Origin of the sequence: Pseudomonas sp. ArH3a (assembly GCF_022648765.1) — a bacterium.
GTDB lineage: Bacteria > Pseudomonadota > Gammaproteobacteria > Pseudomonadales > Pseudomonadaceae > Aquipseudomonas.
In genome coordinates this window covers 612,782-639,306 of sequence record NZ_CP080330.1, presented here as the reverse complement: position 1 = coordinate 639,306, position 26,525 = coordinate 612,782, and the positions used below count along the sequence as shown (strand labels likewise).

Sequence of the window (26,525 nt, the reverse complement as noted above, 5' to 3'; positions counted from 1 at the left end):
AGGCTACCGGAATCCATGGCAAGCGCAAAGAGTGCCGCGCGCCTGCCATGGTGTCCAGTAGCGTTTAGCGAACGACGATACCGCGCGCCGCCATGTAGGCCTTGGCCTCGGGAACGGTGTATTCGCCAAAGTGGAAAATACTCGCCGCCAGCACGGCGCTGGCGTGGCCTTCGATCACGCCGTCGGCCAGGTGCTGCAGGTTGCCGACGCCGCCGGAGGCAATCACCGGAATGCCCAGCGCATCGCTGATGGCGCGGGTGACGCCGAGGTCGAAGCCGTTTTTCATGCCGTCCTGGTCCATGCTGGTCAGCAGGATTTCACCGGCGCCCAGGCCTTCCATCTTCATCGCCCACTCCACCGCGTCCAGCCCGGTGGGCTTGCGGCCGCCGTGAGTGAAGATCTCCCAGCGCGGTGTTTCACCCGGGCCGGAGACTTTTTTGGCGTCGATGGCGACCACGATGCATTGCGAGCCGAAGTGCTGCGCGGCTTCGCCGACAAACTCCGGGTTGAATACCGCCGCGGTATTGATCGAGACCTTGTCCGCGCCGGCATTGAGCAGGTTGCGGATGTCTTGCACGGTACGCACGCCGCCGCCCACGGTCAGCGGGATAAACACCTGGCTGGCCATGCGTTCCACGGTATGCAGCGTGGTGTCACGGCCGTCGACGCTGGCGGTGATGTCGAGAAAGGTAATCTCGTCGGCACCTTGCTCATCGTAGCGACGCGCGATTTCCACCGGGTCGCCGGCGTCACGGATGTTCTCGAACTTGACGCCCTTGACCACGCGACCGTTGTCGACGTCCAGGCAAGGGATGATGCGTTTGGCCAGCGCCATGGTCAGTCCTCAGCCGTTGTAGGCGTCGCAGTAAGCCTGGGCTTCGGCGACGTCCAAGGTACCTTCGTAGATCGCGCGGCCAGTGATGGCGCCGATGATGCCAGGCGCCTTGGCGTCCAGCAGCGACTTGATGTCGCCCAGGTTGTGGATACCACCGGAAGCGATCACCGGGATCTTGGTAGCCGCAGCCAAAGCAGCGGTGAACGGTACGTTGCAGCCCTGCATCATGCCGTCTTTGGCGATGTCGGTATAAACGATGGCGGACACACCGTCAGCTTCGAACTGCTTGGCCAGGTCGATCACCTGCACGGTGCTGATTTCAGCCCAGCCGTCGGTGGCGACAAAACCGTCTTTGGCGTCCAGGCCCACGATCACCTTGCCCGGGAACGCGCGGCAGGCTTCAGCAACGAAGGCTGGGTCTTTAACGGCTTTGGTGCCGATGATTACGTAGCTCACGCCGGCTTTGACGTAGTGCTCGATGGTTTCCAAGGAGCGAATACCGCCGCCGATCTGGATCGGCAGGTTCGGGTAGCGCTTGGCGATGGCGGTAACCACCTCACCATTCACCGGCTGGCCTTCGAAGGCGCCGTTCAAGTCCACCAGATGCAGACGACGGCAGCCACCTTCTACCCATTTGGCAGCCATGCTCACCGGGTCGTCGGAGAACACGGTGGAATCTTCCATGCGGCCTTGGCGCAGGCGTACACAAGCGCCGTCCTTGAGATCGATAGCGGGGATAATCAGCATCTGGCAAACCTTATTCGATATTCAGCAATGCTTGGGAAATCAGGGTTTCTCAAGCGACCACAAGTCGCTTTCGATGCTTTCGAACCTTTCTTTAAGGAGCGTCTGCGTGTCGAAAATCGCCCTGTTGTAATAATGCGGCGCCACTTCGGTGGTGAACAACTCAAGAAGCTCGGCGACCTCGAACGAGCCCAGCTTGAGCTCGAAGCGGTCTTCCATGAAGCGCTTGATCGTGAGGGTAGCCTCACCCTCCTGTTCGGGCGTGAGGTTCAAGACCGGCACTTTCGGCTTCTTGGCCATTTACCAGCGACCATCCCACGCGGCGAAGTTCTGCAACAATTGCAGGCCATGGGTATGGCTCTTCTCCGGGTGGAATTGCACGGCAAAACGCGAACCTTCGGCCAGCGCTGCGGCGAAGTCGACGCCGTAGTGCCCGCCACCCACCACCTGGCGCGGGTTACCGGCGGCGATGTAGTAGCTGTGCACGAAGTAGAAACGCGCCATGTCTGGCACTTCGTGCCACAACGGGTGATCCACGGCCTGGCGAACTTCGTTCCAGCCCATATGCGGGACTTTCAGGTGTTCGCCGTCTTCGTGCAGGCCTTTACCGAAGAACTTCACCTGGCCTGGGAACAGGCCGATGCAGTCGACGCCGTCGTTCTCTTCACTGCTGTCGAGCAAGGCTTGCATGCCCACACAGATGCCGAGGAACGGCCGGTCCTGGCTGACTTCACGCACCAGGCTGTCAAAGCCCAGGCGGCGGATCTCAGCCATGCAATCGCGAATCGCGCCCACGCCGGGAAATACGACCCGGTCGGCTTCGCGAATCACATTGGCATCGCTGGTGATCAGCACCTTGCCAGCGCCTACGTGTTCGAGGGCCTTGGCCACCGAGTGCAGGTTACCCATGCCGTAATCGATAACCGCGACCGTCTGCATTACAGAACGCCCTTGGTCGAAGGCATTTGCCCGGCCATGCGGTCATCCAGCTCCACCGCCATGCGCAGCGCGCGGCCGAAAGCCTTGAACACGGTTTCGATCTGGTGGTGGGTGTTGGTGCCGCGCAGGTTGTCGATGTGCAGGCTGACAAGTGCGTGGTTGACGAAGCCCTGGAAAAATTCCTGGAACAGGTCGACATCGAAGCCGCCCACGGTGGCGCGGGTGTAGGGCACATGCATCTGCAGGCCTGGGCGGCCGGAGAAGTCGATGACTACGCGCGACAGCGCTTCGTCCAGCGGAACATAGGCGTGGCCGTAGCGACGGATGCCTTTTTTGTCACCGATGGCTTTGGCAAATGCCTGGCCCAACGTGATACCGACGTCTTCCACCGTGTGGTGGTCGTCGATATGCAGGTCGCCCTTGCTGACGATATCCAGGTCGATCAGCCCATGGCGGGCGATCTGGTCCAGCATGTGCTCAAGAAAAGGTACACCGATATCAAATCGGGCCTTTCCGGTGCCATCCAGGTTGATCGAGGCTTTGATCTGGGTTTCCAGAGTGTCGCGCTCGACGGACGCCTTACGTTCGGCCATCACCAACTCCGCAAAATCATTGGGCGAAAAAGGCAGCCATTATAGGGGCGCGGGCGCTAAACAGAAACATCGAAGGGGATAAGACTGATGGAGTGTCGGCGATAGACATGTGTGTACAAGCAGGCGCTCCAGAATGGTGCGCCGACCCGATATCTTCAGATGGGTGAAGATCAAGTGTGGGAGCTGGCTCCCACACAAGCCAGCTCCCACATGAGCCCGGCTCCCACAGAAACCGTGCCCACAAGGAGTTACGCGGTGTTAGTGGAACAATACCGCCGTCTTCTGCAGGGTCACCCACACACCCCACGCCAACGGAATACCCACCACCAGCCAGGCGGCAATCGCCAATGGCACCGTGCCGGAAGCCGCTTTCCATTCCAGCGAGGTGGAAGCATCCGCCCCTTTGTCATGGCCCAGCGCCTGTTCGGCAGCCAGTTCGGCGTCGGTCATGAAGTACTTGTCAGCCACCGGGCGTACCAGCAGGTTGCAGATGAAGCCCAGCACCAGCAGGCCGGCGAGGATGTACAAGGTGATGTCGTAGGCCGCCGCGCGTTCAACGCCGATGCTCAGCTGATACTCACGCAGGTAGTTCACCAGCACCGGGCCCAACACGCCCGCCGCTGCCCATGCGGTCAACAGGCGACCGTGGATCGCGCCAACCATCTGGGTGCCGAACAGGTCGGCCAGGTAAGCCGGGACAGTCGCGAAACCACCGCCGTACATCGACAGGATGATGCAGAACGCCGCCACAAACAGCGCTACGTTGCCCAGATGCCCCAGGTTCGGGATCAGCGCGTACAGGGCAAAACCCAGCGCGAAGAACACAAAGTAGGTGTTTTTACGCCCCAGGTAGTCGGAGAACGACGCCCAGAAGAACCGGCCACCGATGTTGAACAGGCTCAACAAACCGGTGAAGCCCGCGGCGATGGCGGCTATAGACGCAAGCTGCCCAGCATCCAGTTGGCCGAACGGCACATCAACACCCAGCAACTTGCCACCAAACACTTCCTGCAGCAGCGGCGAAGCCATGCCGAGGATGCCGATACCGGCAGACACGTTCAGGCACAGCACCAGCCACACCAGGCGGAATTGCGGGGTTTTCCACGCCACGTTCACGTGCACGTGACGGTGAGTGATCATCGCATTACTGGCTTTTTTCGCCGGCGCGGTCCAGCCCTCAGGCTTCCAGCCGGTCGGCGGAACGCGGTACGACAATGCGCCACCGATCATGAACACGAAGTAGATCGCGGCCATGACCACGAAGCTCTGCCACACGCCCACGCTGGTTGGCGAAGCGAAGTGGCCCATCAGCGCTGCGGCCAACGGTGCACCGACCATCGCGCCGCCGCCGAAGCCCATGATCGCCATGCCGGTAGCCATGCCGCGCTTGTCCGGGAACCACTTGATCAGGGTCGACACGGGCGAGATATAGCCCAGGCCCAGGCCGATGCCGCCAATGACCCCGGAGCCGATCCACATCAGCCAGATCTGGTGGGTATAGATGCCCAACGCCGAGATCAACAGGCCGCCGCACCAGCACAAGGCCGATACAACGCCGGCTTTACGTGGCCCGGCGTGTTCCAGCCAGCCGCCCCAGATCGCTGCCGAGCAGCCCAGGAAGATAAAGAACAGGGTGTAGATCCAGCCCAGCATGGAGATGGGCCAGTCGCATTGCGACGAGAAGACTTGTGCGATGAAGCTCATGTCCGGCGCGCAGGCAACCGGTGCGGTGATACCCAGCGCTTTGGACAGTGGCAACCAAAACACCGAGAACCCGTAGGCCATGCCGATGCACAGGTGGATGGCCAGGGCGGCCGGTGGAACCAGCCAGCGGTTGAACCCCGGCTTGGCGATAATGCGTTCCTTGGACAGGAACGCAGGCTGTGCGGCAGTACTGCCAGCCGCAGTGCTTGTGCTCATTGGTGTTTCCCCCAGTTATTAGTATGTGTCCGTCAGGCGCTCTCTCCCTCGACCTTGCACGCAAAGCGTTGGCCGTTGTTGTTGAGTAAAGCTCCATTTGAGCGCGACGCTGTGTCGCAGACGACAGACGAACCCGCGCAGATTAGCACCAGTGGATGACAGAAAAACCAAACTGACATCACCTTTTTCACGCAACCTGATCTGCCCGACAGCAAAATCCGATTTTGCTGCGTCTAGATACAATGTAACGATGCATGAACTGACGCAGGCCGTCGGGCGTTATACTCTGCGGCTAAATTTTGAAATCGACATACAAGGACTCGCCCATGAAAGCGTTCGGCAAAATCCTGGGTCTGGTACTTCTCGGGCTGTTGCTGATCATTGTGGCCCTGGGCTTTGCCCTGACCCACCTCTTCGATCCCAACGATTACAAAGACGAGATTCGCCAGATTGCCCGCGACAAGGCCCACATCGAGCTGACGCTCAATGGCGATATCGGTTGGAGCCTGTTCCCCTGGCTGGGCCTTGAGTTGCACGAAGCCAGCGTCGCGACCCTGACCAACCCGACCCAACCGTTCGCCGACCTGCAGATGATCGGCCTGTCGGTGCGCGTCCTGCCGCTGCTGCGCCGCGAAGTGCAGATGAGCGATGTGCGTGTCGAGGGCCTGAACCTGCGCCTGACCCGTGACAAACAAGGCCACGGCAACTGGGAGGACATCGGCAAGAACGTGGCCGAGACAACGGCCAATGCGCCGGTGCCTGCGCCAGTGGAAACGCCAGCCGAGCCCGAACCGGAAAAGCCGCCAAAACCGATCCGCCTGGACATCGACAGCCTGACCATCAACAACGCCCGCGTTGAATACAACGATGAGCAGACCGGCAAACAGTACAGCGCCGAAAGCATTCAGTTGAGCGCCGGCGCCGTGCACGAAGGCGCGAGCATTCCGCTCAAACTCACCGCATTCCTGGGCAGCAACCAGCCGCTGATGCGCGTCAAGACCGAGCTGAACGGCAACCTGCGCATTCAACGCGCGCTCCAGCGTTACCAATTCGAAGACATGAAACTCAGCGGCGAAGCCACCGGCGAGCCACTGCAAGGCAAAACCGTAACCTTCTCGACCCAAGGCCAGTTGCTGGTGGACCTGGCGGCTAACATCGCCGAATGGACCAACCTGAAACTTTCCGCCAACCAGCTGCGCGCCTTGGGCGAACTTAAGGTCAACGACCTGAACAAAACCCCGCAACTGAGCGGTGCCCTGTCCATTGCCCAGTTTGACCTGGCCAAGTTCCTCGACAGCGTGGGGCACCCGCTGCCGGCCATGGCCGCGGGCAGCCTGAGTAAAGTCGAGCTGGTCAGCCGCCTTAAAGGCACGCCCACCAGCATGGCGCTGGAAGACTTGAACCTGAAACTCGACAGCAGCACCTTTACCGGCCGCATCGCTGTGGACGACTTCGCCAAGCAATCGCTGCGTGTGCAACTCAAAGGCGACAGCTTCAACGCCGACAACTACCTGCCGGCCAAATCCGAAACCGCCAAAGGTGCAGCCGCCGCACGCCAGGCCGAAGTACAGAACAGCGAAGCCGGCGCCATGGCTGCCGGTGGCACCACACCCCTGCCGGACGCACCGACCAAAGGCGCGTGGAGCACCGACAAGCTGCTGCCATTGACCCGCCTGCGCACCTTGGATATCGACGCCGACCTGGCCTTTGGCGAACTGACCCTGAGCAAACTGCCGATCCAGAACGCCGCGCTCAAAGCGTCCGGCATCGATGGCCAGCTCAAACTCGAGACCCTCAGCGGCGGCCTCTACAACGGCACCTTCCAGGCCAACGGCACACTCGATGTGCGCCAGGACATCCCGGTGCTGGCGTTGCAGACCCGCATCAAGCAGGTACCGGTTGAACGCATCCTGCAAGCCCAGGGGCAAACCCCGCCGGTGAAAGGCCAGATCACCCTCGACAGCAACCTCAACGGCCGTGGTAACAGCCAGAAGGCGCTGATCGACAGCCTGAACGGCACCGCCAGCTTTGTGATCAATAACGGCGCGCTGCTCAACGCCAACATTGAACAACAACTGTGCACCGGCATCGCCCTGCTCAACCGCAAGACCTTGAGCACCACGCCACAAGGCAAAGACACGCCGTTCCAGGAACTGCGCGGCAACCTGACCTTGCGTAACGGTGTGGCCAGCAACCCTGACCTGAAAGTGCGCATCCCGGGCCTGACGGTCAACGGCAACGGTGACGTCGACCTGCGCGTGTTGGGCATGGACTACCGCGTCGGCATCATCGTCGAAGGCGACAAGCGCGACGTGCCGGACCCGGCCTGCCAGGTCGGCTCCAACTTCCAGGGCATCGAAGTGCCGCTGCGCTGCCGTGGCCCGCTGGAACTGGGCGCCAAGGCCTGTCGCCTGGACAAGGACGGCTTGACTCAGGTCGCAGTCAAGGCCGCTGGCAACAGGCTCAGCGAGAAGCTCGAAGAGAAACTCGACAAGGTCAACCCGCAGTTGAAAGACGCCCTTAAAGGCCTGTTCAAACGATGAGAAACGAGCAGTTTTCACAGGCAGTGCTGGACTGGTACGACCGCCACGGTCGCCATGACCTGCCCTGGCAACAAGGCATCACGCCTTACCGGGTGTGGGTCTCGGAGATCATGCTGCAACAGACCCAGGTCAGCACGGTGCTCAATTACTTCGACCGTTTCATGGCCTCACTGCCGACGGTCGAAGCCCTGGCCGCCGCGCCGGAAGACGAAGTGCTGCACCTGTGGACCGGCCTGGGTTACTACACCCGCGCACGCAACCTGCAGAAGACCGCCAAGATCGTCGTCGCCGAATACGGCGGCGAGTTTCCCAAGGACGTCGAAAAGCTCACTGAACTGCCCGGCATTGGTTTGTCTACCGCCGGTGCGATCGCCAGCCTGAGCATGGGCCTGCGCGCGCCGATCCTCGACGGCAACGTGAAACGCGTACTGGCGCGTTTTACCGCGCAAGAGGGCTACCCAGGCGAGCCCAAGGTCGCCAAGCAGCTTTGGGCGACCGCAGAGCGCTTTACGCCACACGATCGCGTCAACGCCTACACCCAGGCGATGATGGACATGGGCGCCACGCTCTGCACCCGCAGCAAACCGAGCTGCCTGCTGTGCCCGCTGGAAAAAGGCTGCGAAGCCCATATGCTCGGCCTGGAGACCCGCTACCCGATCCCCAAGCCGCGCAAGACCATCCCGCAAAAGCGCACGCTGATGCCGATGCTGGCCAATGCCGAGGGCGCGATTCTGCTTTACCGTCGCCCTTCCACGGGCCTGTGGGGCGGTTTGTGGAGCTTGCCGGAGCTGGACGACCTCCAAGACCTGGAACACTTGGCCAACCAGCACGCGCTCGAGCTGGGCACGCCGCATGAACTGCCGGGGCTGATCCACACCTTCAGCCATTTCCAGCTGGCTATCGAACCCTGGCTGGTCCAGGTCGAGGAATCCGCCCATCACGTGGCCGAGGCCGACTGGCTCTGGTATAACCTCGCCACCCCGCCGCGCCTGGGCCTTGCCGCCCCGGTGAAAAAACTGCTGAAGCGCGCGGCCGAAGTATTGAACGCAGGAGTTCCGTCATGACCCGCACCATCATGTGCCGCAAGTACCACAAAGAATTGCCCGGCCTCGAACGCCCTCCGTACCCAGGTGCCAAGGGCCAGGACATTTTCGAGCACATCTCTGCACAGGCCTGGGGCGACTGGCTGAAACACCAGACCCTGCTGATCAACGAAAAACGCCTGAACATGATGAACGCCGAAGACCGTAAATACCTGTCAGGCGAGATGGACAAGTTCTTTTCCGGCGAGGATTACGCCAAAGCCGACGGTTACGTACCGCCTGCTCAATAATTGATCAAAAACCGGGGTCGGCACGTAAGCGACGGTAATAATTAAATATTTTTTGAAAACTTGCTTGACGACCCCCTGAAAAACCCGTTTAATGCGCCCCGTTGCCCAGATAGCTCAGTCGGTAGAGCAGGGGATTGAAAATCCCCGTGTCGGCGGTTCGATTCCGTCTCTGGGCACCACTAATACCGAAAAACCCCAAGCGAAGATAATTCCTTGGGGTTTTTTATTGCCTGCGATTTAATGGCCGAGGCTTATTTATCGCCCGGCTCAATCGTTTAGCGGGTACTAAATTTTTTACTGCAAGGTAGTTATTGGATGACCCGGTACTTGTTCTGCACGCTATTACTGCTGACAGCGCTGCTCAGTGGATGCGCCACGCAAATGGACGTAGCGATCAACGCAACACCCGACCCGGACTATCACTTTGATCGACAGGCAACGGTGCTGGTAACGACCTCCGTTGGCGGCAGCGCAGAAAGCACGCTTAACGCCCGCTACTACCTGCGCGATATGGTCAGCGCCATGAAGGACCAGGGTTTTCAAAAAGTGTTTACCGACACCACCCTGCCCAAGAACCACGCACCGATCAAAATGACCATCCTCCTCGATGTCGACAGCCACCAGGTGACCTACCGCTACACCGCCACCGAATATGGCCAGGTGCCAACCAGCACCACCACTCAGTGCAAGAAGAACAAGAAAAAAGAAGACCAACTGACCTGCACCAGCAAACCGAACACCACCTATGGCCCGGTGGGCACCTCAGAGCGAACCGGCTACACCACGCTCACCACCTTCACGGCCACGGCACGCGATGAAGTCAGCAGGCGTGCGGTGTACCTGTTGCGGGCGACGTCCTACAACGAAGACTGCCAGGCTGCCAAGGTCGAGGCCTTTCTGGTGGAACAGGGGCTGCAGAACCTGAATTTCCATGACCGCGTGCAACGCAACTACACCGTCACGATGCCTGAGGGGTACCGCTGCAAATAGCCAGCGGCTCATCCCCTCTCCTTTGCCCGCTTATTTGAGTAAAAACACCATCAGCGGGTTGTCGTTCAGCCGGCCCTCGAAAACGGGGGCCTGCGACGCCATCGGTGTGCCCTTCAACAGCGCAGTCTCCTTGCGCGACACAACAACCCAGGACGGCCTTGGCAACGTCGCCAACTTTTCAAGCTCATAGCCCGCGACGAACAGCGGCTGCTCATCGTGATCCAGGTTCATCATGTAGCGCACCGCCCAGGTGTCGCGACCCAAATTGACGAACACCAAAGGCCCAGGCTCGGACACACGCAGCGCCTCGACCTGGCTGACAAACTTGTGGGTATCGAATTGCAGGTCCTTAGCCGGGTCGATCACCACCACCAACAGCAACCACTGCGCCGCCAGGGCGATCAGGCTGAGCCACACCAAGCGCACGGCACGGTGCCAGGCAATCAACGCCGCCACTTGCAGAACCACCAGCCCACCGATCAACAGCGGCAACGGCACGTCCGGCCAATAGCCGCGCTTGTGCCAGGACTGCCGACACACAAACAGCACCACCACGCACAACGCCGGCAGCGCGGCGACGAGCCCTTCATAGCAGCGACGCACGCCGACCAGCCAGTTTTGCGCCTGGAGCAGCCCATAGGCGGCCACAGCGGCAAACATCGGCACCATCGGCAGAATGTAGTAGGCGCGTTTGAAGTGCGGCACCGACAGCCCGAGCAAAATCATCAAGCCGCAGGCCCCCAGGCGCACGACCAGCTGGACGTCATCATTCACCCAACGTTCAGACCAGCGATGGCGCAGCGCAATCATCGTGGCCAGGGCCAACGGCACGACGGGGAAGTAGCGGTACAAACTCAGCTTGAAGTAAAAATAGAACGGCTCGCCGGACTCATCCAGGCGCCCGCCGACCTGCATCTTGAACACCTCATCGGCAAAGGCATCGCCCCCGCTGATCCGCGCCAACTTCATCAGCACCCACCAGCACGCCACCAGCAACGCCAGCCCAACGAAGCCGTGGATCAACACCTGCTTGACCCGCTGCCCCGGCCGACCGAGCGCCCAATACACGCAGACCACACCACAGACCTCGATCAGCCCCAGTGGCCCGCGAATCGCAAAGGCCAGGGCAAACAACGGGAATACGGCTAGCTGCCTCACTCGCGAGCCTAGACGCTCGCCGCTGTGCAGCAGGTAGAAACTGCCTACGCATAACAGCGCGATCATCAGGTCCAAGCAGACCGAGCGCGACTTATCGAGCAATTGGGTGGTGAGCAGCGTGAGCAGCACCGTCAGCAACGCCCAAGGCCGGCTGGACGGCGCCAGCAGGCGATAGACCACGGCAATCATGCCCGCCGAAGCAAGCGCGGTCGGCAGCACATTGGCCAGGTGATTCGGTGCACCGAACAAGCGCGCGAACACAAAGCTGAAGAAGGTCGCAGTACCGGGGTAATCCGCGTACGGCTGGCCGTAGGTGGTAGGGAAAAGACTCGCGCCATGGCGAAACATTTCCTGCATGAACAGCGCCCAACGCCCATCAAAGCCCTGGGGCTGCTCATCCCAGATGCCCCACGTGAACAACAACAAAGCAATCAGGAAAATGCCCAGGGACTCCAGGCGAAAACGGCTGCGGTGATCCATCGAATGTCCTTTCAGGTAGGCTGCGCCGACTCTATGGTGCCGACTCAGCCCCTGAATAGCGCCTGAACAAACCCGAACATTTATGGATTTAGCGACCGACGCGCCACACCAGCGCCGGAATCAGCCGGATATAGACCAGCTCGCCCACCAGTTCAAGCAGGGTTTGCAGGATGACCACCGTGGCCGCCAGCCCGCGCACGTCTTCAGGCAACGCCAACGCCAGGGGCAGCACCACCAAGGAGTTACGGGTCGACGCACTGAACGTGACCGCGCGCGCCGTCACCGCCGGCAACGCAAACAACCGTGCAGCCAACGCGCCCATCAGCGGCGCCAGCAATAGAAAGCCCACATACACCGGGATTACCGGCAATAACAAGCCGATATCGCGCACCACCGAGGTGATCTGCGAGGCGATCACCACAAACAGCACCAATGCCATCGCCGGTACCGGTAACCAGGCCCAGGCGTTGTTCCACGCGTTTATCACGCTTGAGCGCCGCGCCAGGGATGTCGTCAGCACCGCCAGGATCATCGGCAGCACAATCAACCACAGGAACGCTTCGACAAACGGCCCCACCGCCACCACCACGGCGGATTGCGCACCCAGCATGAAACCCAAGTAAACCGGCAACAGCACCAGTTGCAGCAACAACAGCACTGGCGTCGCCGCCAACATCAGCCGCGAATCGCCCTTGCCGATATGGGTAAACACCACCACGTAATCGATACACGGCGTGAGCAATACCAGCAACGCCCCCACCAGCAACGCCGGGCGCTCCAGCAGGCCACGGGTCAATGCCCACACCAGCAACGGCACCAGAATGAAATTGGCCAACAGTAACGCCGAAATAAAGCGCTTATTGCCCAAGCCTTGGCGCAGGTCCAGAAACGGAATTTGCAGGAACATCGCATACATCAGCACCGCAATGGCGGGCGTGACCAATACACCGAGGCCGTGGGCCGACAACGGCGCGAGCACACCAAATGCGGCCGCCAGGAGGACGGCGACGAAGTAGATGGGGATTTGGTGGTGTTCGAGGGTGTCGCGGGTCATGGGCCGACTCTGGCAGATCAATAGATCGCAAGCCTAAGCACCCAGGGAGCTAAGGTCGAGCATCACGATATTTCTTACGCCCATGCCGCCCTAAATTTGTTAATTTCGGTTTCTTATAAAAGCGCGTGGCCCTACAGCCCACACCAAAAGCGCAAGGATCAAGCCGACCTATGAACCTGCCCACCCGACCCGCCCCAGAAGCATTCCGCGAGCCCGCGCCGGATAACTACGCTGTTGGCGGCTTCACTTGGCGCCATGTCAGAACCGACCCGACACGCCCAGTCGTCATCATCAACGCCGCCACCTCCGTACGCTGCCGCCACTACTCACGCTTCGCCGACTACCTGTTTGCCAACGGCTTAGACGTGATCACCTACGACTACCGTGGCATCGGCGAATCCCGCAGCGGCTCACTGCGCGGCTTCAAGGCGTCGTGGTCGGATTGGGGCGTGCTGGATTTCGAGGCGATGTTGCAGCGCGCGCAACGGGAGTTTCCGGGGCAGCCGATTGATGTGGTCGGTCACAGTTTCGGCGGTTGCGCAGCAGGGCTGGGCGCGTCAGGTGCGGTGATTCGCCGAATCGTCACGGTCGGCGCGCAGTTTGCGTACTGGCGCGATTATGAAGCGAGCAGGCGCTGGCGAATGTTCGGCAAATGGCACGTGGTGATGCCGCTGGTGACCGCGCTGTGCGGTTACTTCCCGGGCAAGCGCCTGGGCTGGCTGGAGGATACGCCGGCTGGCGTGGTGCGCGACTGGGGCACGCCGACGCCCAGGTATGAAACCCGCCCCAGTGGGCGTGCCTTGGGTGAGTTGCCCTTTGCCCGCGTAAAGGCTCAGATGCTGGCCATCAGCATCACCGACGACCCGTTTGGCACGGTGGCGGCTATTGAGCGGTTGCTGAGCTATTTTGAAGGCAGCGCGCGTACTCATCTGCGCATTGCCCCCGAGGATATCGGTGAAAAAGCCGTCGGGCATTTCGCATTTTTCCGCAGTGAGTATCAGGATCGGCTGTGGCCGATTGCACTGGCTTGGCTGCAACGAGGCGAGTTGGCACAAAGCACCCCCGGCCAGCGCGTTTAGAAACCCTTGGGATTTCCCCCAACCTGCGCTTCAATACCCCACCCAGATCCTGAACAAAGGACGTGAGCCCATGGCCTCGCCGAACAAGCAGCAAAAACGTGCCCACCGGGCAAAAGCCAAGGCCAAGCAAAATCGTACCCAGCGCGCCGTTGCGACCAAGCCGGATGCGTTCTCCGGCGATGACAGCCGCATTGACCTAGAGTCAGTGGATTTGACCGAGTTGTTTGTAGAGATGCGTGCGGCGGGCGAGACCAGCCAGCAGGCGCTGTGTGCGGTGTTCCTGGCGCACCCACTGCTGGCGTTGGTGCTGGAGCAGGAAGGCGAAGAGGAAGCTACCGACTTTATCCTCGCGGCACTGATCGAGTATCGGCAGTGGGCGACGGATTCCGATGATGAGGCGGCGGCGTTGGCGTGGATCGAGTCGGAGGAGTTTCAGGCGGATTACGTGGCGGCGTCCCAAGCACTCGCCAACTCAGCAGACTGACACAAACCAAATGTGGGAGCCGGGCTTGCCCGCGATAGCGGTGTGTCAGCCGATGAAGATATCGACTGTCAGTCCGTCATCGCGGGCACGCCCGCTCCCACATTAAAAACCGCATTTCATTACATCAATTGAGTACCGCAGCGCCTACCTTCTGCGCCTTGCGACGGCTCGCCACAAACAACCCCGCCAGCACTACCAGCAAGCTCAGGATACCGGTCGCGATGATCTCGACCCGGTGCGCTTCCTGGAACAGCATGATGGTCAGCGTACCGACGATGAACACCATCACCGCATAGGTCAGGCCAGGGAACAGCCACATCTTGAAGACAATCTTCTCGCCCGCCGCCGTACGCTTCTGACGCATGCGCAGTTGCGACACGGCAATCACCAGGTACACCAGCAACGCGATAGCGCCGGAGCTGGCCAGCAAGAACTCGAACACCGCCGCCGGGGCCACGTAGTTGGCGAATACCGCCAGGAACGCCGCGCCAGTGGACAGCAGCACTGCACAATAAGGTGTGCCGCTTTTGTTGGTGCGCTTGGCCATGGCCGGTGCGTCACCGCGACGGCCGAGGGAGAACAGCATGCGCGAGGCGGTGTACAGCGCCGAGTTCAGGCAACTGGTCACGGCAACCAGAACCACCAGGTCGACGATCAGCTTGGCATTCGGGATGCCCATGCGTTCCAGCACGGTCTGGTAGGAACCTACGGCCGCCAGGGTCGGATCGTTCCATGGCACCAGGGACACAACGATGAAGATCGACAGCAGGTAGAACAAACCAATTCGCCAGATCACCGAGTTGGTGGCCTTGGTGATTTGCTGGCCTGGGTTTTTGGATTCAGCGGCAGCGATGGTGACAATCTCGGTGCCCATGAAGGAGAACATGGTGGTCAGGATGGCGGCCAGTACTGCGCCCATGCCGTTGGGCATGAAGCCTTGGGTGTCGAACAGGTGCGACACGCCGCTGACCTGGCTGGTCGGCAGGAAGCCGAAAATGGCGGCCAGGCCGAGGATCACAAAGGCCACAATCGCCACGACTTTGATCAGCGCAAACCAAAACTCGAATTCACCGTAGTTCTTCACGCTGAACAGGTTGGTCGCCGTCAGCAACAAAGTGATGATCAAGGTAAACGCCCAGATGGCCACGTCGGGGAACCAGGCGTGGAGGATGGTCGCAGCGGCGTTGGCTTCCAGCGGAATCACCAACACCCAGAACCACCAGTACAACCAGCCGATGGTGAAACCGGCCCAGTGACCGATCGCGCGGTCGGCGTAGGTAGAGAACGAACCGGTGTCGGGCGATGCTACCGCCATCTCGGCGAGCATGCGCATCACCAACACCACCAGCGTACCCGCAGCGGCGTAAGCCAGCAGCACTGCAGGGCCAGCGGCAGCAATCGCGTGGCCGGAGCCAACAAACAAACCGGCACCGATGACGCCGGCAATCGACAGCATGGTGACGTGCCGCGGTTTGAGCCCCTGTTCGAGGTCATTGGAGCTTTGCGTACTACTCATTGACACACCTTTACGAGGAATTGCGAAAACGGTCCACCCGGCGCGCGATCTTTTTCGTGAAAAGAAACCAACGGGGCGTTCTTTATTTTTTACGCAAGATTTGCGCCAAAATGTTACAGAGCCGCAATTGACGCGGCCTGTAGGACAATTGATCAGCCCTCGCAAGTCGTTGAGAACAATGGCATTCCGCTATAGCGTTACCGTGCGACCCACATTCCAGCCGCATGCGCGCACCAAAAACACACACAAAAAGTGCGTGACGCCCCACAAAAGGGCTGATGTGCACCGTTTGCCCGGTTAACCCTTCCAACACCCGCCCAAAGCTGGCACCATCGCGCCCTTTTTTACGCGAAGCCTGTGGATTTATCGGGTTCAAACGTCTGTTAGGTTGTTGATAGCGCGACACGCTGCTGCGCTGATGCGACACCCTGACGCAGACCACCTGTTAACCGTCCGCAGCGCTGTTGGCTGCCATCTGAGCGCTATGCTAGCTTGGCGCCTCGCCAGGAAGGCGGCCCAACAGCAAGAACGCACTGAACACAATGAGGACCGCACATGGCCGAGGCCGCGCCCGCGCTTGAAATCCGCAACTTGCATAAACGCTATGGTGAGCTGGAGGTGCTTAAAGGTATCTCGCTGACCGCTCGCGACGGTGACGTGATCTCGATCCTGGGCTCCTCCGGTTCCGGCAAGTCCACCTTCCTACGCTGCATCAACCTGCTCGAAAACCCGCACCAGGGGCAGATCTTCGTTGCCGGTGAAGAGCTCAAGCTCAAGGCCATGAAAAACGGCGAGCTGATGGCCGCCGACGGCAAACAGATCAACCGCCTGCGCAGTGAAATCGGTTTTGTGTTTCAAAACTTTAACCTGTGGCCGCACATGAGCATCCTCGATAACATCATCGAGGCGCCGCGCCGTGTGCTTGGCCAGAGCAAGGCCGAGGCGATAGAAGTAGCCGAAGCCCTGCTGGCCAAGGTCGGCATCGGCGACAAGCGCCACGCTTACCCTGCGCAACTGTCTGGCGGCCAGCAACAACGGGCCGCCATTGCGCGCACCCTGGCGATGCAACCCAAGGTCATCCTGTTCGACGAGCCGACATCGGCGCTTGACCCGGAAATGGTCCAGGAAGTACTTAATGTGATCCGCGCGCTGGCCGAAGAAGGCCGCACCATGCTGCTGGTCACCCATGAAATGGGCTTTGCCCGTCAGGTTTCCAGTGAAGTGGTGTTCCTGCACCAGGGCCTGGTCGAAGAGCAAGGATCGCCACAGCAGGTGTTTGAAAACCCGCTTTCGGCGCGCTGCAAACAATTCATGTCCAGCAACCGCTAACGGAGCAACATGCATGCAGAACTATAAAAAATTCCTTCTGGCCGCGGCCGTTTCGATGGCGTTCAGCGCCACGGCCATGGCAGAAACCTTGAAAATGGGGATCGAAGCGGCCTACCCGCCCTTCAACAATAAAGACGCCAGCGGCAACGTCGTCGGCTTCGACAAAGACATCGGCGACGCCCTGTGCGCGAAGATGAAAGTCGAGAAGTGCGAAGTGTATGTGTCTGACTGGGACGGCATCATCCCGGCCCTGAACGCCAAGAAGTTCGACTTCCTGGTGTCCTCGCTGTCCATCACCGATGAACGCAAGCAGGCTGTCGACTTCACCGACCCGTACTACTCCAACAAGCTGCAATTCATCGCGCCTAAAGCCACTGCGGACTTCAAGACTGACGCGGCTTACCTGAAGGGCAAGATCATCGGCGCCCAGCGCGCGACGCTGGCCGGTACTTATCTGGAAGACAAGCTGCCGGACACCGAGGCCAAGCTCTACGACACCCAGGAAAACGCCTACCTCGACCTGACGTCCGGCCGCTTGGACGGCATCCTCGCCGACAAATACGTGCAGTACGAATGGCTCAAGAGCAAAGACGGTTCGGCCTATGAATTCAAAGGCGACCCGGTTGTAGAAAGCGACAAGATCGGTATCGCCGTACGCAAAGGCGACCCACTGCGCGAACGCCTGAACAAAGCCCTGGCAGAGATCAAGGCAGACGGCACCTACAAGAAGATCAACGACAAGTACTTCCCGTTCAGCATCGAATGATCTGAACGGCCTGACCGGCGCGCTGCTTTGAGCGCGCCGGCTTTCAGCAATGCCTGCCGCGATATGAAAACACCATGAATTTCGATCTCTACGGATTCGGCCCGGCGCTCGCCGCCGGCGCGCTGATGACCGTCAAACTGGCGCTCACGGCCCTGTGCCTGGGGCTGGTGCTGGGCCTTGCCGGCGCCCTCGGCAAGACCTCCCCGTACAAGCCGCTGCAATGGCTTGGCGGCGCATACTCGACCATCGTTCGTGGCATTCCCGAACTGTTGTGGGTACTGCTGATTTATTTCGGCACGGTCAATTTGATGCGTGCCCTGGGGGAGTTTTTCGGTAACCCCGACCTTTCGCTCAGTGCCTTTGCCGCCGGGGTTATCGCCCTGGGCCTGTGCTTTGGCGCCTACGCCACCGAAGTGTTTCGTGGCGCGATCCTCGCCATTCCCAAGGGCCACCGCGAAGCCGGTGTGGCGTTGGGGCTGTCAAAGTTTCGGATTTTCACCCGCTTGATCATGCCGCAGATGTGGCGCATCGCCCTGCCGGGCCTGGGCAACCTGTTCATGATCCTGATGAAAGACACCGCACTGGTGTCGGTGATCGGCCTTGAAGAAATCATGCGCCATGCTCAGATCGGCGTGACCGTGACCAAACAGCCGTTCACCTTCTTTATGGTCGCCGCCTTCATGTACCTGGGCCTCACCGTGCTGGCCATGACCGGCATGTACTTCCTGGAAAAACGCGCCGCCCGCGGCTTTGCGAGGAGCACCCAATGAGCGGTGACTACAGCTGGCTGTCGCACTTCGACCTGGGCCTGAACTGGGCCGTGATCATCAAGTGGCTGCCCAAACTGGCCCAGGGCGCGACCCTGACCCTGGAACTGGTGGCCATCGCCGTGATCGCCGGTTTGCTGCTGGCGATCCCACTGGGCATTGCCCGCTCCTCGCGCCGTTGGTACGTGAGCGCCCTGCCCTACGCCTACATTTTCTTCTTCCGTGGTACGCCGCTGCTGGTGCAGTTGTTCCTGGTCTATTACGGCCTGGCGCAGTTCGATGCTGTGCGTGAGAGCATCATGTGGCCGTACCTGCGCGACCCGTTCTGGTGTGCCACCGCCACCATGACCCTGCACACCGCCGCCTACATCGCCGAGATCCTGCGCGGCGCGATCCAGGCCATCCCGCCGGGTGAAATCGAAGCGGCGCGCGCGCTGGGCATGTCCAAGCCCAAGACGCTGTTCTACATCATCCTGCCGCGTGCCTCGCGCATCGGCCTGCCGGCGTACAGCAACGAAGTGATCCTGATGCTCAAGGCCAGCGCCCTGGCCAGTACCGTGACCTTGCTGGAACTGACCGGCATGGCGCGGACCATCATCGCGCGCACCTACCTGCCGGTGGAGATCTTCTTCGCCGCAGGGCTGTTCTATCTGCTGATGGCTTACATCCTGGTACGCGGCTTCAAACTGCTCGAACGCTGGCTGCGCGTCGATGCTTGCCAAGGACGTTGAAGCACGCTTTGCGGCGCTGGATGCGTTTTTAATCGAGCACCAAGGGCTGTGGCGACCACGGCCCTTTACCCATCTGCATTTACCCTGGGAAACCCAGCACCCCGAGCTGGCCCAATGGCTGCGCCAACGCTCGTTAGCCGATGCCGACAGCTGCCACAACCACCCTCATGACCTGCCGGCGCCCGCGCCTTTTCCACAGCTGGCCGAACAGGCGCTGCAGCTCAGTGCTGTGGATAAATTACCGACACAGGCGCTGCAACCCGCTCGCCATCGACTGAATGTCGACGTGCCGGGCCGCAAGTGGCAACAGATCGAAGCCTTCGGCGCCGCGCTGCATTTCGCGCAAACGCCCACGCACTGGCTGGACTGGTGCGCCGGCAAAGGCCACCTCGGCCGCCGCCTGCTGCAACCCGGCCAGCAGCTGACGTGCCTGGAATACGACCCGGCCCTGATCGCCTCGGGTCAGGCCCTGAGCGAGCACCATGGTTTGCCTGTCACCCATCGCCTGCAAGACGTGATGGCGGATGTGACGATCAGCTCCGAGCAAACCCCCGTCGCCCTGCATGCCTGCGGCGACCTGCACGTGCGCCTGCTGCAATTGGCCAGCGCGGCTGGCTGCAAACAACTGGCGCTGGCGCCCTGCTGTTACAACCGCATCAATGCCGACCGCTATCAAGCCGTGTCTGGCGCGGGGCGCGTGTCGAAACTTAAGCTGTCGATTGATGACCTCGGCCTGCCGCTGAGCGAAACGGTCACCGCTGGCAACCGTGTACGCCAGCAACGGGACTCGTCCATGGCCCGGCGCCTGGGGTTCGATCAGCTACAACGGCAACTGCGCGGTTGCGACGAGTACCTGCCCACACCGTCCCTGCCCGCCAATTGGCTGGATAAACCCTTCGCTGACTATTGCCGAGCGCTGGCGAGCCTCAAAGGTTTATCCACAGGTGAACAGGATTGGGCGGCGCTGGAGGCGCACGGCTGGCGGCGCCTGGCCCACGTGCGAAACCTGGAGTTGGTGCGCGGTCTGTTTCGGCGCCCACTGGAGATGTGGCTGGTGCTGGATCGGGCACTTTTTCTGAAGGAACAGGGCTACAAGGTCAAGATAGGCAACTTCTGCGAAACGACGTTGACCCCGCGCAACTTGATGGTGCTGGCCGAGCGCGATTAGAGGGCAAAAATCTTACACGCGCCCTGTGGATAACTCTGTTGATGAAATCTTTACAGAGGCTGTAGTTATCAGCGCTACAGGGCAAAAGGTGCCCTGGTCATTTTTTGTTCATAAAATAAAATGCACACAAAACAGGCAGTTGCAGCGCATTGAGAACAGCGCCACAAAATGGCAGTTTGTGGGCAGGTTCAACCAACCGATTGTGCATAAGCATCTGGCGTTAAGCGTATAAACCGCACTTTAGGCGCGTCTTTTCGGCGCCTTCAGCACCCGACAAATCTCGCCGATATCGTCACTCGCCAAGCGTTTCGCCACGTTGTCCAGCGGGTCGGCGGCGAACGCCAGTGCCTCGTTGATTGCCATATCGCGATGAACCTCCAACGGCGCCGTGCCAAGGCGCTGTTTGAACGCCTCAACCATGTCCAGGCTGAAAGGGTTGCCCTCATCCACCTGATTGACCACCACCTGCACAGTCGGTGGGTTGTCGCCCTCAAGGTGCGGGGCGAGCAGCACATCCAGATGATCCAAGGTGCCAAGGCACGCGGCATCGGCTTGCACAATCACCAACACCACATCGGCGACGTTCAGCGCCTGATGGAAGTAGACGTTATTGCCGGCGGGGGTATCGATGATCACCGTCTGCCGCTCGCTCAGCCCCAAAGACGCAAGGCGCTGCGCCAACCAGGTGGGCTCGTGCTTGAGCCAACGCTCGAGGTTTTCCTGCTGCTGAATGTCGATATCGCCAAAGGTAATAACCTGGCAACCGGCAAAGCCGAGCTGCTGCAAAGGGCTCCACTGCCCGTGCTCCAGGCTGGTGCGGCCGATACCGGGCAACGCGGCACTGACGCCAAAGTGATGGTGCAAGGCGTTCTGCGGGTCCAGGTCCAGCGCCACAACGGATTCGCCATAACGCTGCAAACCGCTGCTCAAGGCCGTGGCCAGGGTGCTGCGGCCGACGCCGCCATTCATCGACACCAACGCCACCACTTTGGGGCGCAGCGCTGCGATATCGGTCAATTGGGAGTGGGCAGGGAGGGTTTCATTAGCAGGCACGCTGCCAAAAAAGTGCATGCGCGCATTAATGCCTTCGGCATCATGGGTGACGTTCTTGCCGAACAACGCCAGAAGTTCTTCGCTAAGGCTCATAGCCAGCTCCTCACGACGCAGCTTAAAGACGTGAAGGTCGGCAAGCAGGCACTTACCGCAGGTCTTATTATGGGCGTCTTAGTAAGGCATTCTGTGACAGGCGCAGGAAAGTGTCATTATTTTGATGTTTTGACTGGTTATTTTTTAGACAGGCGGTAAACAGTCAAATTAATGGCCTTGGTGCAGTCGCCCCTTCAAGGCCCGGCATAAAGCATTTATATCCTGGCCGCCAACACTGTTAAGCGACGGGTCGAGCGGGTCGCGCCCGTAGGCCTGGGCCTCGATGAAAGCAGGGTCGCGGTGCACCGCACCCAGCACCGCATCGCCCAGGCGCAGCTTGAACACCCCGGCCATGTCCTGGCTGAAGGCGTGGCCAGCGTCCACTTGGTTGATCACGTAAAACCGTTGCAGTGGAGATTCGCTGGCGAGGTAAGGCGCGAGCACTTCGTCCATTTTCGCCAAGCGGCGAAACGAAGCCGCGTCCGGCTGGACCACCACCAACACCGCATCCGCCACCGACAGCGCCTGGCTGAGGTACACCGAATTACCCGCAGGCACATCGATCACCACCGTGTCCTGCCCATTCAACCCGAGCCCGGCCAGACGCTTGCGCAGAAACTCGAGGTCCTGCCCCAGCCAGCGATTCAAACTTTGCTGCTGCACCGGGTCGGTCTCGCCAAAGGCCACCACACGGCACCCGGCAAACCCGCGCTTAGGCAAGGCCTCCCAGGTCTGGTTGAGCAGGCTCACAGCCCCGAGACCCGGCAAATCAAACCCCGGGCACAAGTGATCACGCAGCGCGTTTTGCGGGTCCAGGTCCAACGCCAACGCCGGATGCCCCTGACGCTGCAAACCACTGGCAAGCGCCGCCGCCAACGTGCTGCGCCCCACACCGCCCGTGGCAGAAACCACCACCACGACCGTCGGCGCCGAAGCATCCGAATACACCTCGCCATGCGGGCCTTCAACCACCTCAGGCGGGCGAAGAGATTGCGCAACGCCTTGGTTCAGTTGCTCGAGCAAACGCTGCAAAGGCTCAGCCAGCGCGGTGCTTGGTGTTGAACTGTGATCTGCACGCCCCACTGACTGCTCCCCGGCTTAAACCGCTGAATTATTGTGGCGCGCATTGTGTGATATCAAACTGATGCTGTCAGTATTTGGATGTTTGTAACGAAATGCTTTCAGATGAGTGGCATGACGCCACGCAATACACAACCCGACAAAACCCGCACACAGCCCAGCTACCTCCCAGGCATTCAATGAGCCCAACCCACCGTTGATGCCCCAGAGGACGCCCGCACGGGCTACGGCGTAGTGAATGCGCGGATGACGTATCTGGACTCCAAGGGCCAGGCGCAGATGCTGAAATAGCTGAAATTCACCGACGATTGCGGCGACGGGAATTGAGCTGATTTGCAGGCCCTGAAGCGACGAAAAAGCGGTGATCGCAAAAAAACCTTCACTTCTGCAAAAATAGTCAGAATTCAGGGGTTTACAGAAGCTTGCCAATCGCTATAATCGTCGCCCTAACACGCCGGTATAGCTCAGTTGGTAGAGCAACTGACTTGTAATCAGTAGGTCCCGGGTTCGACTCCTGGTGCCGGCACCATATAAGACGAAGCCCTCACAGCAATGTGAGGGCTTTGTTGTTTCTGGGGTTTGGGTGTACGTCATGCGTTGAAATAGACGGGTTATAGCCCCGGAAGCCACCTCCTCCGCTGGCACTTCTATCTTTATGCAAAATTATGGCTGGCCAATAATTATGGCGTATCCATAAAACAAATAATTTCCTCAGCAGCCTATCCATCCCGCTCGGATAGGCTAAAAAACAACCAATCCATTTTCCCGATTGCTCCCCTCTCCCCACCACGCTAACCTCCGCTCCGTCACTGCCAATGCAGCGACCGGGCCTGAGAACCCGATTTTGATGCAGGCGCCCAAAGCGCCACGTATTCGTTGAAACTACGAACGTGGTAGCTCTCACTCGATATGGGAGTCTCACCAATGACCGTTACAAATCCCTCCGCGTTAACCACCCTCGGCGTCACCCCTTTCTCCTTCCACTGCGATCAACCTCTATTCCGAGTTAACAGCGGCGTCCCTCTGCATGAAGCCTTGCACCACGTTTCCGATTTGCTCCACGTCGCCAAACTGCTAGCAGAAGATGCGGCGATGACGAAGGAGACGGACCGTTATGCTTGGGCATCGCATTATTTGCAGAAGATGGTAAAGGCGGTGATTGATGATGTGGTGAAGGTGTTGGAGTCGCCCTGCAATGCTGAGCAGTAAGATGTGAATGGGCTGGCCGGGCGGGCGCTATCGCGGGCAAGCCCGGCTCCCACAGGTGATCTACATAGGTAGTTGATAGAGCGCCCCGGTCTGAGCAGGCCGGGGCGTTTTTTGTCAGTGCCCGGCGCTTTGGCCGCCGTCCACGTGCAGGATCTCGCCGGTGACGAACCCGGCGTTTTCCAGGTAGATGATCGCCTGGGCAATGTCACTCGCTTCGCCCATGTGCCCGACCGGATGCAGGCTGCCCAACGCCGCGTGGGTTTCTTCGTCGTGCATGGGCGTTTTGATAATCCCGGGGCTCACTGCGTTCACGCGAATGCCGCGTTTGGCGTATTCAATTGCCAGGGATTTGGTCGCGGCGTTCAGGCCGCCTTTGGTCAGCGAGGCCAGCACTGACGGCACGCCGTCAATCGCGTGGTCGACCAGGCTGGTGGTGATGTTGACGATGTGCCCGGCGCCTTGTTTGAGCATTTCGGTGATCGCCAGTTGGGTGATGTAGAAGAAGCCGTTGAGGTTCACGGCCAGCACGTTTGCGTAGTCTTCGTGGGTGTAGTTGGTGAAGGGTTTGGCAACAAAGATGCCGGCGTTGTTGATCAGGCTGTCGATGCGGCCAAAGCGCGCCACGCCTTCACGGATCACGCGCTCGGCGGTGGCTGGGTCGGCGATGTCGCCGGCCACGGTGTGGATGTTCGGGTCGGTGTAGGCTGGATCGAGCGCGAGGTGGCGACCACGCGGTAATCGAGGGCGCGGTAGGCGTGGACCACGGCGGCGCCGATGCCTTGGGAGGCGCCGGTGATAATGACGACTTTGCTCATGACAATGCTCCGGTTCAGGCTTGGGATTTGCGGTATTGGGTGGTGGTGATACCGGCGTAGCCCCAGTTATCGGTGTCGACTTCTTCGATCACGATGTGGGTCAGGTCGGGGCGTTTGTTGAGGACGCGTTCGAGGGTTTCGGTGAATTCGGCGATGACCTGGGCTTTTTGCTCCGGGGTAACGCCGTCACGGGTGATGCGCAGGCTGACAAAGGGCATGGCAGTGGCTCCAGTGGCCGGCCATCGGGGTGATGGGCGGGCAAGTGGGGCTAATTTAGGCGTGCGCCTGAAGGGCATAAAGGTGGCGCGGAGTACTTCATTAGTACTGCGATGTAACAAGTCAGAGGCCGGTTGGCGCGCATAAAAAAACCCCGAACCAGTCGGGGTTTTTTATCGCCTGGAATCAGGCGCGACGCCGAATCAATTAGAAAACGTTGATTGGGTAGTCGGCGAACAGACGGATTTCGTTACCGCCTACGTTGTACTCGCTGGCGTTGCTGGAGACGCGCAACCAGGAGGCACGAGCGCGCAGGCTCAGGTCTTTGGCTGGGCCGCTCTGAACGACGTATTTGAACTGGTTGAAGATTTCACGCTCGGTGCCACGGCCGCGGTTGGTACCGTCGTCAATGTTGGTGCCGCGCACGTAGGCGATGTTGTAGGTCAGGCCAGGCACGCCGAAGGCGCTGAAGTCCAGGCCGTAACCTGCTTGCCAGGAGCGCTCGTCCTTACCGTTGAAGTCGGACCAGTAGGAGTTGGCCAGCAGGATGGTGTTGCCGCCGTCGCCGATGCCGCCAGCGTTGCGGTAGCCGCCGTACAGGTAGCCGGTGTCGCCGGTGCTGCGCTGGTGAGCGACGGTGAAGCTGTGCGGGCCAACAGCCCAGGTAGCGCCCAAGCTCCAGATTTTGTTGTCGCGGGCGTCTGCATCACCTTGGTTTTCCAGGGCGAAGCTGCGGTCCAGCTTGGTTTTGTAGCCGTTGAAGTCAAAGGTCAACGATTGCTTCTCTGGCAGGGCCAGCACGTAGTTGACGTTGACGTATTGCTTCTTCAGCACGTCTTGCATGTCGGAGGCATACAGAGCAGCCGACAGGCTTTCGGTGAATTTGTAGCTACCACCGATGTAGTCGATGCTTTTCAGGCGACCGCTGTCGGTGCCTTCGGCGCTCTTGCGCGCTTCTTTGGTGAAGTGACCGGCGTCCAGTTGCAGACCGGCGATCTCTTTGGAAACGATCGAGGTGCCCTCGTAGGTTTCCGACAGCAGACGCGAGCTGTCGTATTGCAGAACGGGTACGGCTGGCATCTGCTGACCGTATTTGATCACGGTGTTGGAGATGCGCGCCTTGACGGCTGCGCCGCCTTTGGCCAGGTCGTTGGCTGCTTCGCCGCTGTCGCCTCGTTTGAAGAAGTCGATACCGCCCGCGCCGCTGCGACCTTTACCACCGTCCAGACGAATAGCGTATTGACCGATCACGTCCACACCCACACCGACGGTGCCTTGGGTGAAGCCGGATTCGAACTTACCGATGAAGCCTTGGCCCCATTCGGCTTTGTCTTGCCTGCCGTTTTTGTAGTCACGGCTGATGTAGGCATTACGTGCTGCGATATTCAGGTGGCTGTCTTCAACAAAACCCTTGGATTGCTCCTGGTCGTTAGCCATTGCCTGAGTGGCGCTCAAAATCCCCAGAGCGATCAAACCCATCCGTTGCTTCAACATTTCTTATATTCCTTATTACTGGTTGAGTACGCGCTGTGACACCAGGCCCCGTGTTGCTTTTCTGGTGTCAACTTTCTCCAGGAAAAAGAAGGCCCGCGGACGACTGAACTGCCGCAGGCCTTTTTTATTGGATGAG

At 60.0% G+C, this 26,525-nt stretch carries 26 protein-coding genes, 2 tRNA genes and 1 pseudogene; 14 read left to right on the top strand and 15 right to left on the bottom strand.

All coding sequences use genetic code 11. The features are described from left to right. Positions 1 to 64: 64 nt before the first annotated feature. From hisF to K0P33_RS02815, 6 genes are all read right to left on the bottom strand, one after another. The gene (gene hisF / locus K0P33_RS02840; protein WP_003171107.1) at positions 65 to 835 is read right to left on the bottom strand and encodes an imidazole glycerol phosphate synthase subunit HisF; all 771 of its coding nucleotides are present in this window, start codon (positions 833 to 835) and stop codon (positions 65 to 67) included. Positions 836 to 844: 9 nt separating this feature from the next. Continuing rightward, positions 845 to 1,582, bottom strand: a complete 738-nt coding sequence (hisA, locus tag K0P33_RS02835) for a 1-(5-phosphoribosyl)-5-[(5-phosphoribosylamino)methylideneamino]imidazole-4-carboxamide isomerase (RefSeq protein ID WP_003187784.1) — start codon at positions 1,580 to 1,582, stop codon at positions 845 to 847. A gap of 39 nt (positions 1,583 to 1,621) precedes the next feature. Continuing rightward, complete coding sequence (locus tag K0P33_RS02830; protein ID WP_094952176.1) at positions 1,622 to 1,879, bottom strand: DUF2164 domain-containing protein; 258 nt, start codon at positions 1,877 to 1,879, stop codon at positions 1,622 to 1,624. Continuing rightward, positions 1,880 to 2,518: an imidazole glycerol phosphate synthase subunit HisH gene (gene hisH / locus K0P33_RS02825; protein ID WP_094952175.1), complete on the bottom strand. Its 639-nt coding sequence runs from the start codon at positions 2,516 to 2,518 to the stop codon at positions 1,880 to 1,882. Continuing rightward, a complete protein-coding gene (hisB, locus tag K0P33_RS02820) occupies positions 2,518 to 3,111 on the bottom strand; it encodes an imidazoleglycerol-phosphate dehydratase HisB (protein ID WP_003218037.1) in 594 nt (197 codons plus the stop codon). The genes hisH and hisB overlap by 1 nt, the downstream gene beginning before the upstream one ends. A gap of 258 nt (positions 3,112 to 3,369) precedes the next feature. Next, complete coding sequence (locus K0P33_RS02815) at positions 3,370 to 5,031, bottom strand: OFA family MFS transporter (RefSeq protein WP_094952174.1); 1,662 nt, start codon at positions 5,029 to 5,031, stop codon at positions 3,370 to 3,372. Between the two features lie 326 nt (positions 5,032 to 5,357). On the opposite strand from K0P33_RS02815, the gene K0P33_RS02810 reads away from it, so the two are divergent. The 5 genes from K0P33_RS02810 to K0P33_RS02790 all read left to right on the top strand — a co-directional run bounded on the left by K0P33_RS02810 (position 5,358) and on the right by K0P33_RS02790 (position 9,897). Beyond that, positions 5,358 to 7,574: an AsmA family protein gene (locus K0P33_RS02810; protein WP_094952173.1), complete on the top strand. Its 2,217-nt coding sequence runs from the start codon at positions 5,358 to 5,360 to the stop codon at positions 7,572 to 7,574. Beyond that, positions 7,571 to 8,638, top strand: a complete 1,068-nt coding sequence (gene mutY, locus K0P33_RS02805; RefSeq protein WP_242153942.1) for an A/G-specific adenine glycosylase — start codon at positions 7,571 to 7,573, stop codon at positions 8,636 to 8,638. The genes K0P33_RS02810 and mutY overlap by 4 nt, the downstream gene beginning before the upstream one ends. Continuing rightward, positions 8,635 to 8,907, top strand: coding sequence for an oxidative damage protection protein (locus K0P33_RS02800; RefSeq protein ID WP_094952171.1), 273 nt, complete (start codon positions 8,635 to 8,637; stop codon positions 8,905 to 8,907). Before mutY ends, K0P33_RS02800 begins: the two co-directional genes overlap by 4 nt. A gap of 103 nt (positions 8,908 to 9,010) precedes the next feature. Beyond that, positions 9,011 to 9,086 (top strand) — tRNA-Phe (locus tag K0P33_RS02795). 136 nt (positions 9,087 to 9,222) lie between these two features. Continuing rightward, positions 9,223 to 9,897 carry a hypothetical protein gene (locus tag K0P33_RS02790; RefSeq protein ID WP_083355727.1) on the top strand — a complete coding sequence of 225 codons (675 nt, stop codon included), beginning with the start codon at positions 9,223 to 9,225 and terminating at the stop codon, positions 9,895 to 9,897. Between the two features lie 30 nt (positions 9,898 to 9,927). On the opposite strand, the gene K0P33_RS02785 is transcribed toward K0P33_RS02790, so the two are convergent. Together K0P33_RS02785 and K0P33_RS02780 are read right to left on the bottom strand one after the other, a co-directional pair. After that, the gene (locus K0P33_RS02785; RefSeq protein WP_094953832.1) at positions 9,928 to 11,535 is read right to left on the bottom strand and encodes a glycosyltransferase family 39 protein; all 1,608 of its coding nucleotides are present in this window, start codon (positions 11,533 to 11,535) and stop codon (positions 9,928 to 9,930) included. An 88-nt stretch (positions 11,536 to 11,623) separates the two neighbouring features. After that, positions 11,624 to 12,589 (bottom strand): arsenic resistance protein, encoded by a 966-nt coding sequence (locus K0P33_RS02780; RefSeq protein ID WP_242153940.1) that lies wholly within the window; start codon positions 12,587 to 12,589, stop codon positions 11,624 to 11,626. Between the two features lie 170 nt (positions 12,590 to 12,759). Between K0P33_RS02780 and K0P33_RS02775 the strand changes: the two genes are divergently transcribed. Both K0P33_RS02775 and K0P33_RS02770 read left to right on the top strand, forming a co-directional pair. Beyond that, positions 12,760 to 13,668 carry an alpha/beta fold hydrolase gene (locus K0P33_RS02775; RefSeq protein WP_347341849.1) on the top strand — a complete coding sequence of 303 codons (909 nt, stop codon included), beginning with the start codon at positions 12,760 to 12,762 and terminating at the stop codon, positions 13,666 to 13,668. Between the two features lie 70 nt (positions 13,669 to 13,738). Continuing rightward, entirely contained in the window at positions 13,739 to 14,152 is a 414-nt protein-coding gene (locus K0P33_RS02770) for a hypothetical protein (protein ID WP_094953835.1), read from the top strand. 124 nt (positions 14,153 to 14,276) lie between these two features. On the opposite strand, the gene gabP is transcribed toward K0P33_RS02770, so the two are convergent. Beyond that, positions 14,277 to 15,668 (bottom strand): GABA permease, encoded by a 1,392-nt coding sequence (gene gabP, locus K0P33_RS02765; RefSeq protein WP_094952842.1) that lies wholly within the window; start codon positions 15,666 to 15,668, stop codon positions 14,277 to 14,279. Between the two features lie 555 nt (positions 15,669 to 16,223). Between gabP and K0P33_RS02760 the strand changes: the two genes are divergently transcribed. From K0P33_RS02760 to K0P33_RS02740, 5 genes are all read left to right on the top strand, one after another. Then, positions 16,224 to 16,997 carry an ABC transporter ATP-binding protein gene (locus tag K0P33_RS02760; protein WP_094952841.1) on the top strand — a complete coding sequence of 258 codons (774 nt, stop codon included), beginning with the start codon at positions 16,224 to 16,226 and terminating at the stop codon, positions 16,995 to 16,997. Positions 16,998 to 17,010: 13 nt separating this feature from the next. After that, complete coding sequence (locus tag K0P33_RS02755) at positions 17,011 to 17,763, top strand: ABC transporter substrate-binding protein (RefSeq protein WP_064450233.1); 753 nt, start codon at positions 17,011 to 17,013, stop codon at positions 17,761 to 17,763. A gap of 74 nt (positions 17,764 to 17,837) precedes the next feature. Next, entirely contained in the window at positions 17,838 to 18,533 is a 696-nt protein-coding gene (locus K0P33_RS02750; RefSeq protein WP_094952839.1) for an ABC transporter permease, read from the top strand. A 38-nt stretch (positions 18,534 to 18,571) separates the two neighbouring features. Further along, positions 18,572 to 19,261: an ABC transporter permease gene (locus tag K0P33_RS02745; protein WP_242155989.1), complete on the top strand. Its 690-nt coding sequence runs from the start codon at positions 18,572 to 18,574 to the stop codon at positions 19,259 to 19,261. Next, positions 19,242 to 20,429 carry a methyltransferase gene (locus K0P33_RS02740; protein ID WP_242153939.1) on the top strand — a complete coding sequence of 396 codons (1,188 nt, stop codon included), beginning with the start codon at positions 19,242 to 19,244 and terminating at the stop codon, positions 20,427 to 20,429. The genes K0P33_RS02745 and K0P33_RS02740 overlap by 20 nt, the downstream gene beginning before the upstream one ends. Before the next feature lie 240 nt (positions 20,430 to 20,669). Here K0P33_RS02740 and bcsQ (K0P33_RS02735) read toward each other — a convergent pair whose 3' ends face one another. The 3 genes from bcsQ (K0P33_RS02735) to K0P33_RS31405 all read right to left on the bottom strand — a co-directional run bounded on the left by bcsQ (K0P33_RS02735) (position 20,670) and on the right by K0P33_RS31405 (position 23,084). Continuing rightward, positions 20,670 to 21,575, bottom strand: a complete 906-nt coding sequence (gene bcsQ / locus K0P33_RS02735; protein ID WP_094952837.1) for a cellulose biosynthesis protein BcsQ — start codon at positions 21,573 to 21,575, stop codon at positions 20,670 to 20,672. 168 nt (positions 21,576 to 21,743) lie between these two features. Beyond that, complete coding sequence (bcsQ, locus tag K0P33_RS02730; protein ID WP_242153937.1) at positions 21,744 to 22,658, bottom strand: cellulose biosynthesis protein BcsQ; 915 nt, start codon at positions 22,656 to 22,658, stop codon at positions 21,744 to 21,746. Positions 22,659 to 22,673: 15 nt separating this feature from the next. Continuing rightward, entirely contained in the window at positions 22,674 to 23,084 is a 411-nt protein-coding gene (locus K0P33_RS31405) for a hypothetical protein (RefSeq protein ID WP_347341848.1), read from the bottom strand. A 24-nt stretch (positions 23,085 to 23,108) separates the two neighbouring features. Between K0P33_RS31405 and K0P33_RS02720 the strand changes: the two genes are divergently transcribed. Together K0P33_RS02720 and K0P33_RS02715 are read left to right on the top strand one after the other, a co-directional pair. Then, a tRNA-Thr gene (locus K0P33_RS02720) sits at positions 23,109 to 23,184 on the top strand. Positions 23,185 to 23,579: 395 nt separating this feature from the next. Next, complete coding sequence (locus K0P33_RS02715; protein WP_242153935.1) at positions 23,580 to 23,864, top strand: DUF3077 domain-containing protein; 285 nt, start codon at positions 23,580 to 23,582, stop codon at positions 23,862 to 23,864. 114 nt (positions 23,865 to 23,978) lie between these two features. On the opposite strand, the pseudogene K0P33_RS02710 reads toward K0P33_RS02715, so the two are convergent. The 3 genes and pseudogenes from K0P33_RS02710 to K0P33_RS02700 form a co-directional block, all read right to left on the bottom strand. Beyond that, positions 23,979 to 24,679, bottom strand: a pseudogene (locus K0P33_RS02710) (SDR family oxidoreductase). A 14-nt stretch (positions 24,680 to 24,693) separates the two neighbouring features. Continuing rightward, positions 24,694 to 24,897, bottom strand: a complete 204-nt coding sequence (locus K0P33_RS02705; protein ID WP_242153933.1) for a 4-oxalocrotonate tautomerase family protein — start codon at positions 24,895 to 24,897, stop codon at positions 24,694 to 24,696. Between the two features lie 205 nt (positions 24,898 to 25,102). Then, complete coding sequence (locus K0P33_RS02700) at positions 25,103 to 26,389, bottom strand: OprD family porin (RefSeq protein WP_242153931.1); 1,287 nt, start codon at positions 26,387 to 26,389, stop codon at positions 25,103 to 25,105. Between the last annotated feature and the right edge of the window lie 136 nt (positions 26,390 to 26,525).

What these genes read in the sequence shown, in the direction of transcription:
- hisF (WP_003171107.1), bottom strand. Translation starts at nt 835, where the DNA reads ATGGCGCTGGCCAAACGCATCATCCCTTGCCTGGACGTCGACAACGGT.
- hisA (WP_003187784.1), bottom strand. Translation starts at nt 1,582, where the DNA reads ATGCTGATTATCCCCGCTATCGATCTCAAGGACGGCGCTTGTGTACGC.
- K0P33_RS02830 (WP_094952176.1), bottom strand. Translation starts at nt 1,879, where the DNA reads ATGGCCAAGAAGCCGAAAGTGCCGGTCTTGAACCTCACGCCCGAACAG.
- hisH (WP_094952175.1), bottom strand. Translation starts at nt 2,518, where the DNA reads ATGCAGACGGTCGCGGTTATCGATTACGGCATGGGTAACCTGCACTCG.
- hisB (WP_003218037.1), bottom strand. Translation starts at nt 3,111, where the DNA reads ATGGCCGAACGTAAGGCGTCCGTCGAGCGCGACACTCTGGAAACCCAG.
- K0P33_RS02815 (WP_094952174.1), bottom strand. Translation starts at nt 5,031, where the DNA reads ATGAGCACAAGCACTGCGGCTGGCAGTACTGCCGCACAGCCTGCGTTC.
- K0P33_RS02810 (WP_094952173.1), top strand. Translation starts at nt 5,358, where the DNA reads ATGAAAGCGTTCGGCAAAATCCTGGGTCTGGTACTTCTCGGGCTGTTG.
- mutY (WP_242153942.1), top strand. Translation starts at nt 7,571, where the DNA reads ATGAGAAACGAGCAGTTTTCACAGGCAGTGCTGGACTGGTACGACCGC.
- K0P33_RS02800 (WP_094952171.1), top strand. Translation starts at nt 8,635, where the DNA reads ATGACCCGCACCATCATGTGCCGCAAGTACCACAAAGAATTGCCCGGC.
- K0P33_RS02790 (WP_083355727.1), top strand. Translation starts at nt 9,223, where the DNA reads ATGACCCGGTACTTGTTCTGCACGCTATTACTGCTGACAGCGCTGCTC.
- K0P33_RS02785 (WP_094953832.1), bottom strand. Translation starts at nt 11,535, where the DNA reads ATGGATCACCGCAGCCGTTTTCGCCTGGAGTCCCTGGGCATTTTCCTG.
- K0P33_RS02780 (WP_242153940.1), bottom strand. Translation starts at nt 12,589, where the DNA reads ATGACCCGCGACACCCTCGAACACCACCAAATCCCCATCTACTTCGTC.
- K0P33_RS02775 (WP_347341849.1), top strand. Translation starts at nt 12,760, where the DNA reads ATGAACCTGCCCACCCGACCCGCCCCAGAAGCATTCCGCGAGCCCGCG.
- K0P33_RS02770 (WP_094953835.1), top strand. Translation starts at nt 13,739, where the DNA reads ATGGCCTCGCCGAACAAGCAGCAAAAACGTGCCCACCGGGCAAAAGCC.
- gabP (WP_094952842.1), bottom strand. Translation starts at nt 15,668, where the DNA reads ATGAGTAGTACGCAAAGCTCCAATGACCTCGAACAGGGGCTCAAACCG.
- K0P33_RS02760 (WP_094952841.1), top strand. Translation starts at nt 16,224, where the DNA reads ATGGCCGAGGCCGCGCCCGCGCTTGAAATCCGCAACTTGCATAAACGC.
- K0P33_RS02755 (WP_064450233.1), top strand. Translation starts at nt 17,011, where the DNA reads ATGCAGAACTATAAAAAATTCCTTCTGGCCGCGGCCGTTTCGATGGCG.
- K0P33_RS02750 (WP_094952839.1), top strand. Translation starts at nt 17,838, where the DNA reads ATGAATTTCGATCTCTACGGATTCGGCCCGGCGCTCGCCGCCGGCGCG.
- K0P33_RS02740 (WP_242153939.1), top strand. Translation starts at nt 19,242, where the DNA reads ATGCTTGCCAAGGACGTTGAAGCACGCTTTGCGGCGCTGGATGCGTTT.
- bcsQ (WP_094952837.1), bottom strand. Translation starts at nt 21,575, where the DNA reads ATGAGCCTTAGCGAAGAACTTCTGGCGTTGTTCGGCAAGAACGTCACC.
- K0P33_RS02715 (WP_242153935.1), top strand. Translation starts at nt 23,580, where the DNA reads ATGACCGTTACAAATCCCTCCGCGTTAACCACCCTCGGCGTCACCCCT.
- K0P33_RS02705 (WP_242153933.1), bottom strand. Translation starts at nt 24,897, where the DNA reads ATGCCCTTTGTCAGCCTGCGCATCACCCGTGACGGCGTTACCCCGGAG.
- K0P33_RS02700 (WP_242153931.1), bottom strand. Translation starts at nt 26,389, where the DNA reads ATGTTGAAGCAACGGATGGGTTTGATCGCTCTGGGGATTTTGAGCGCC.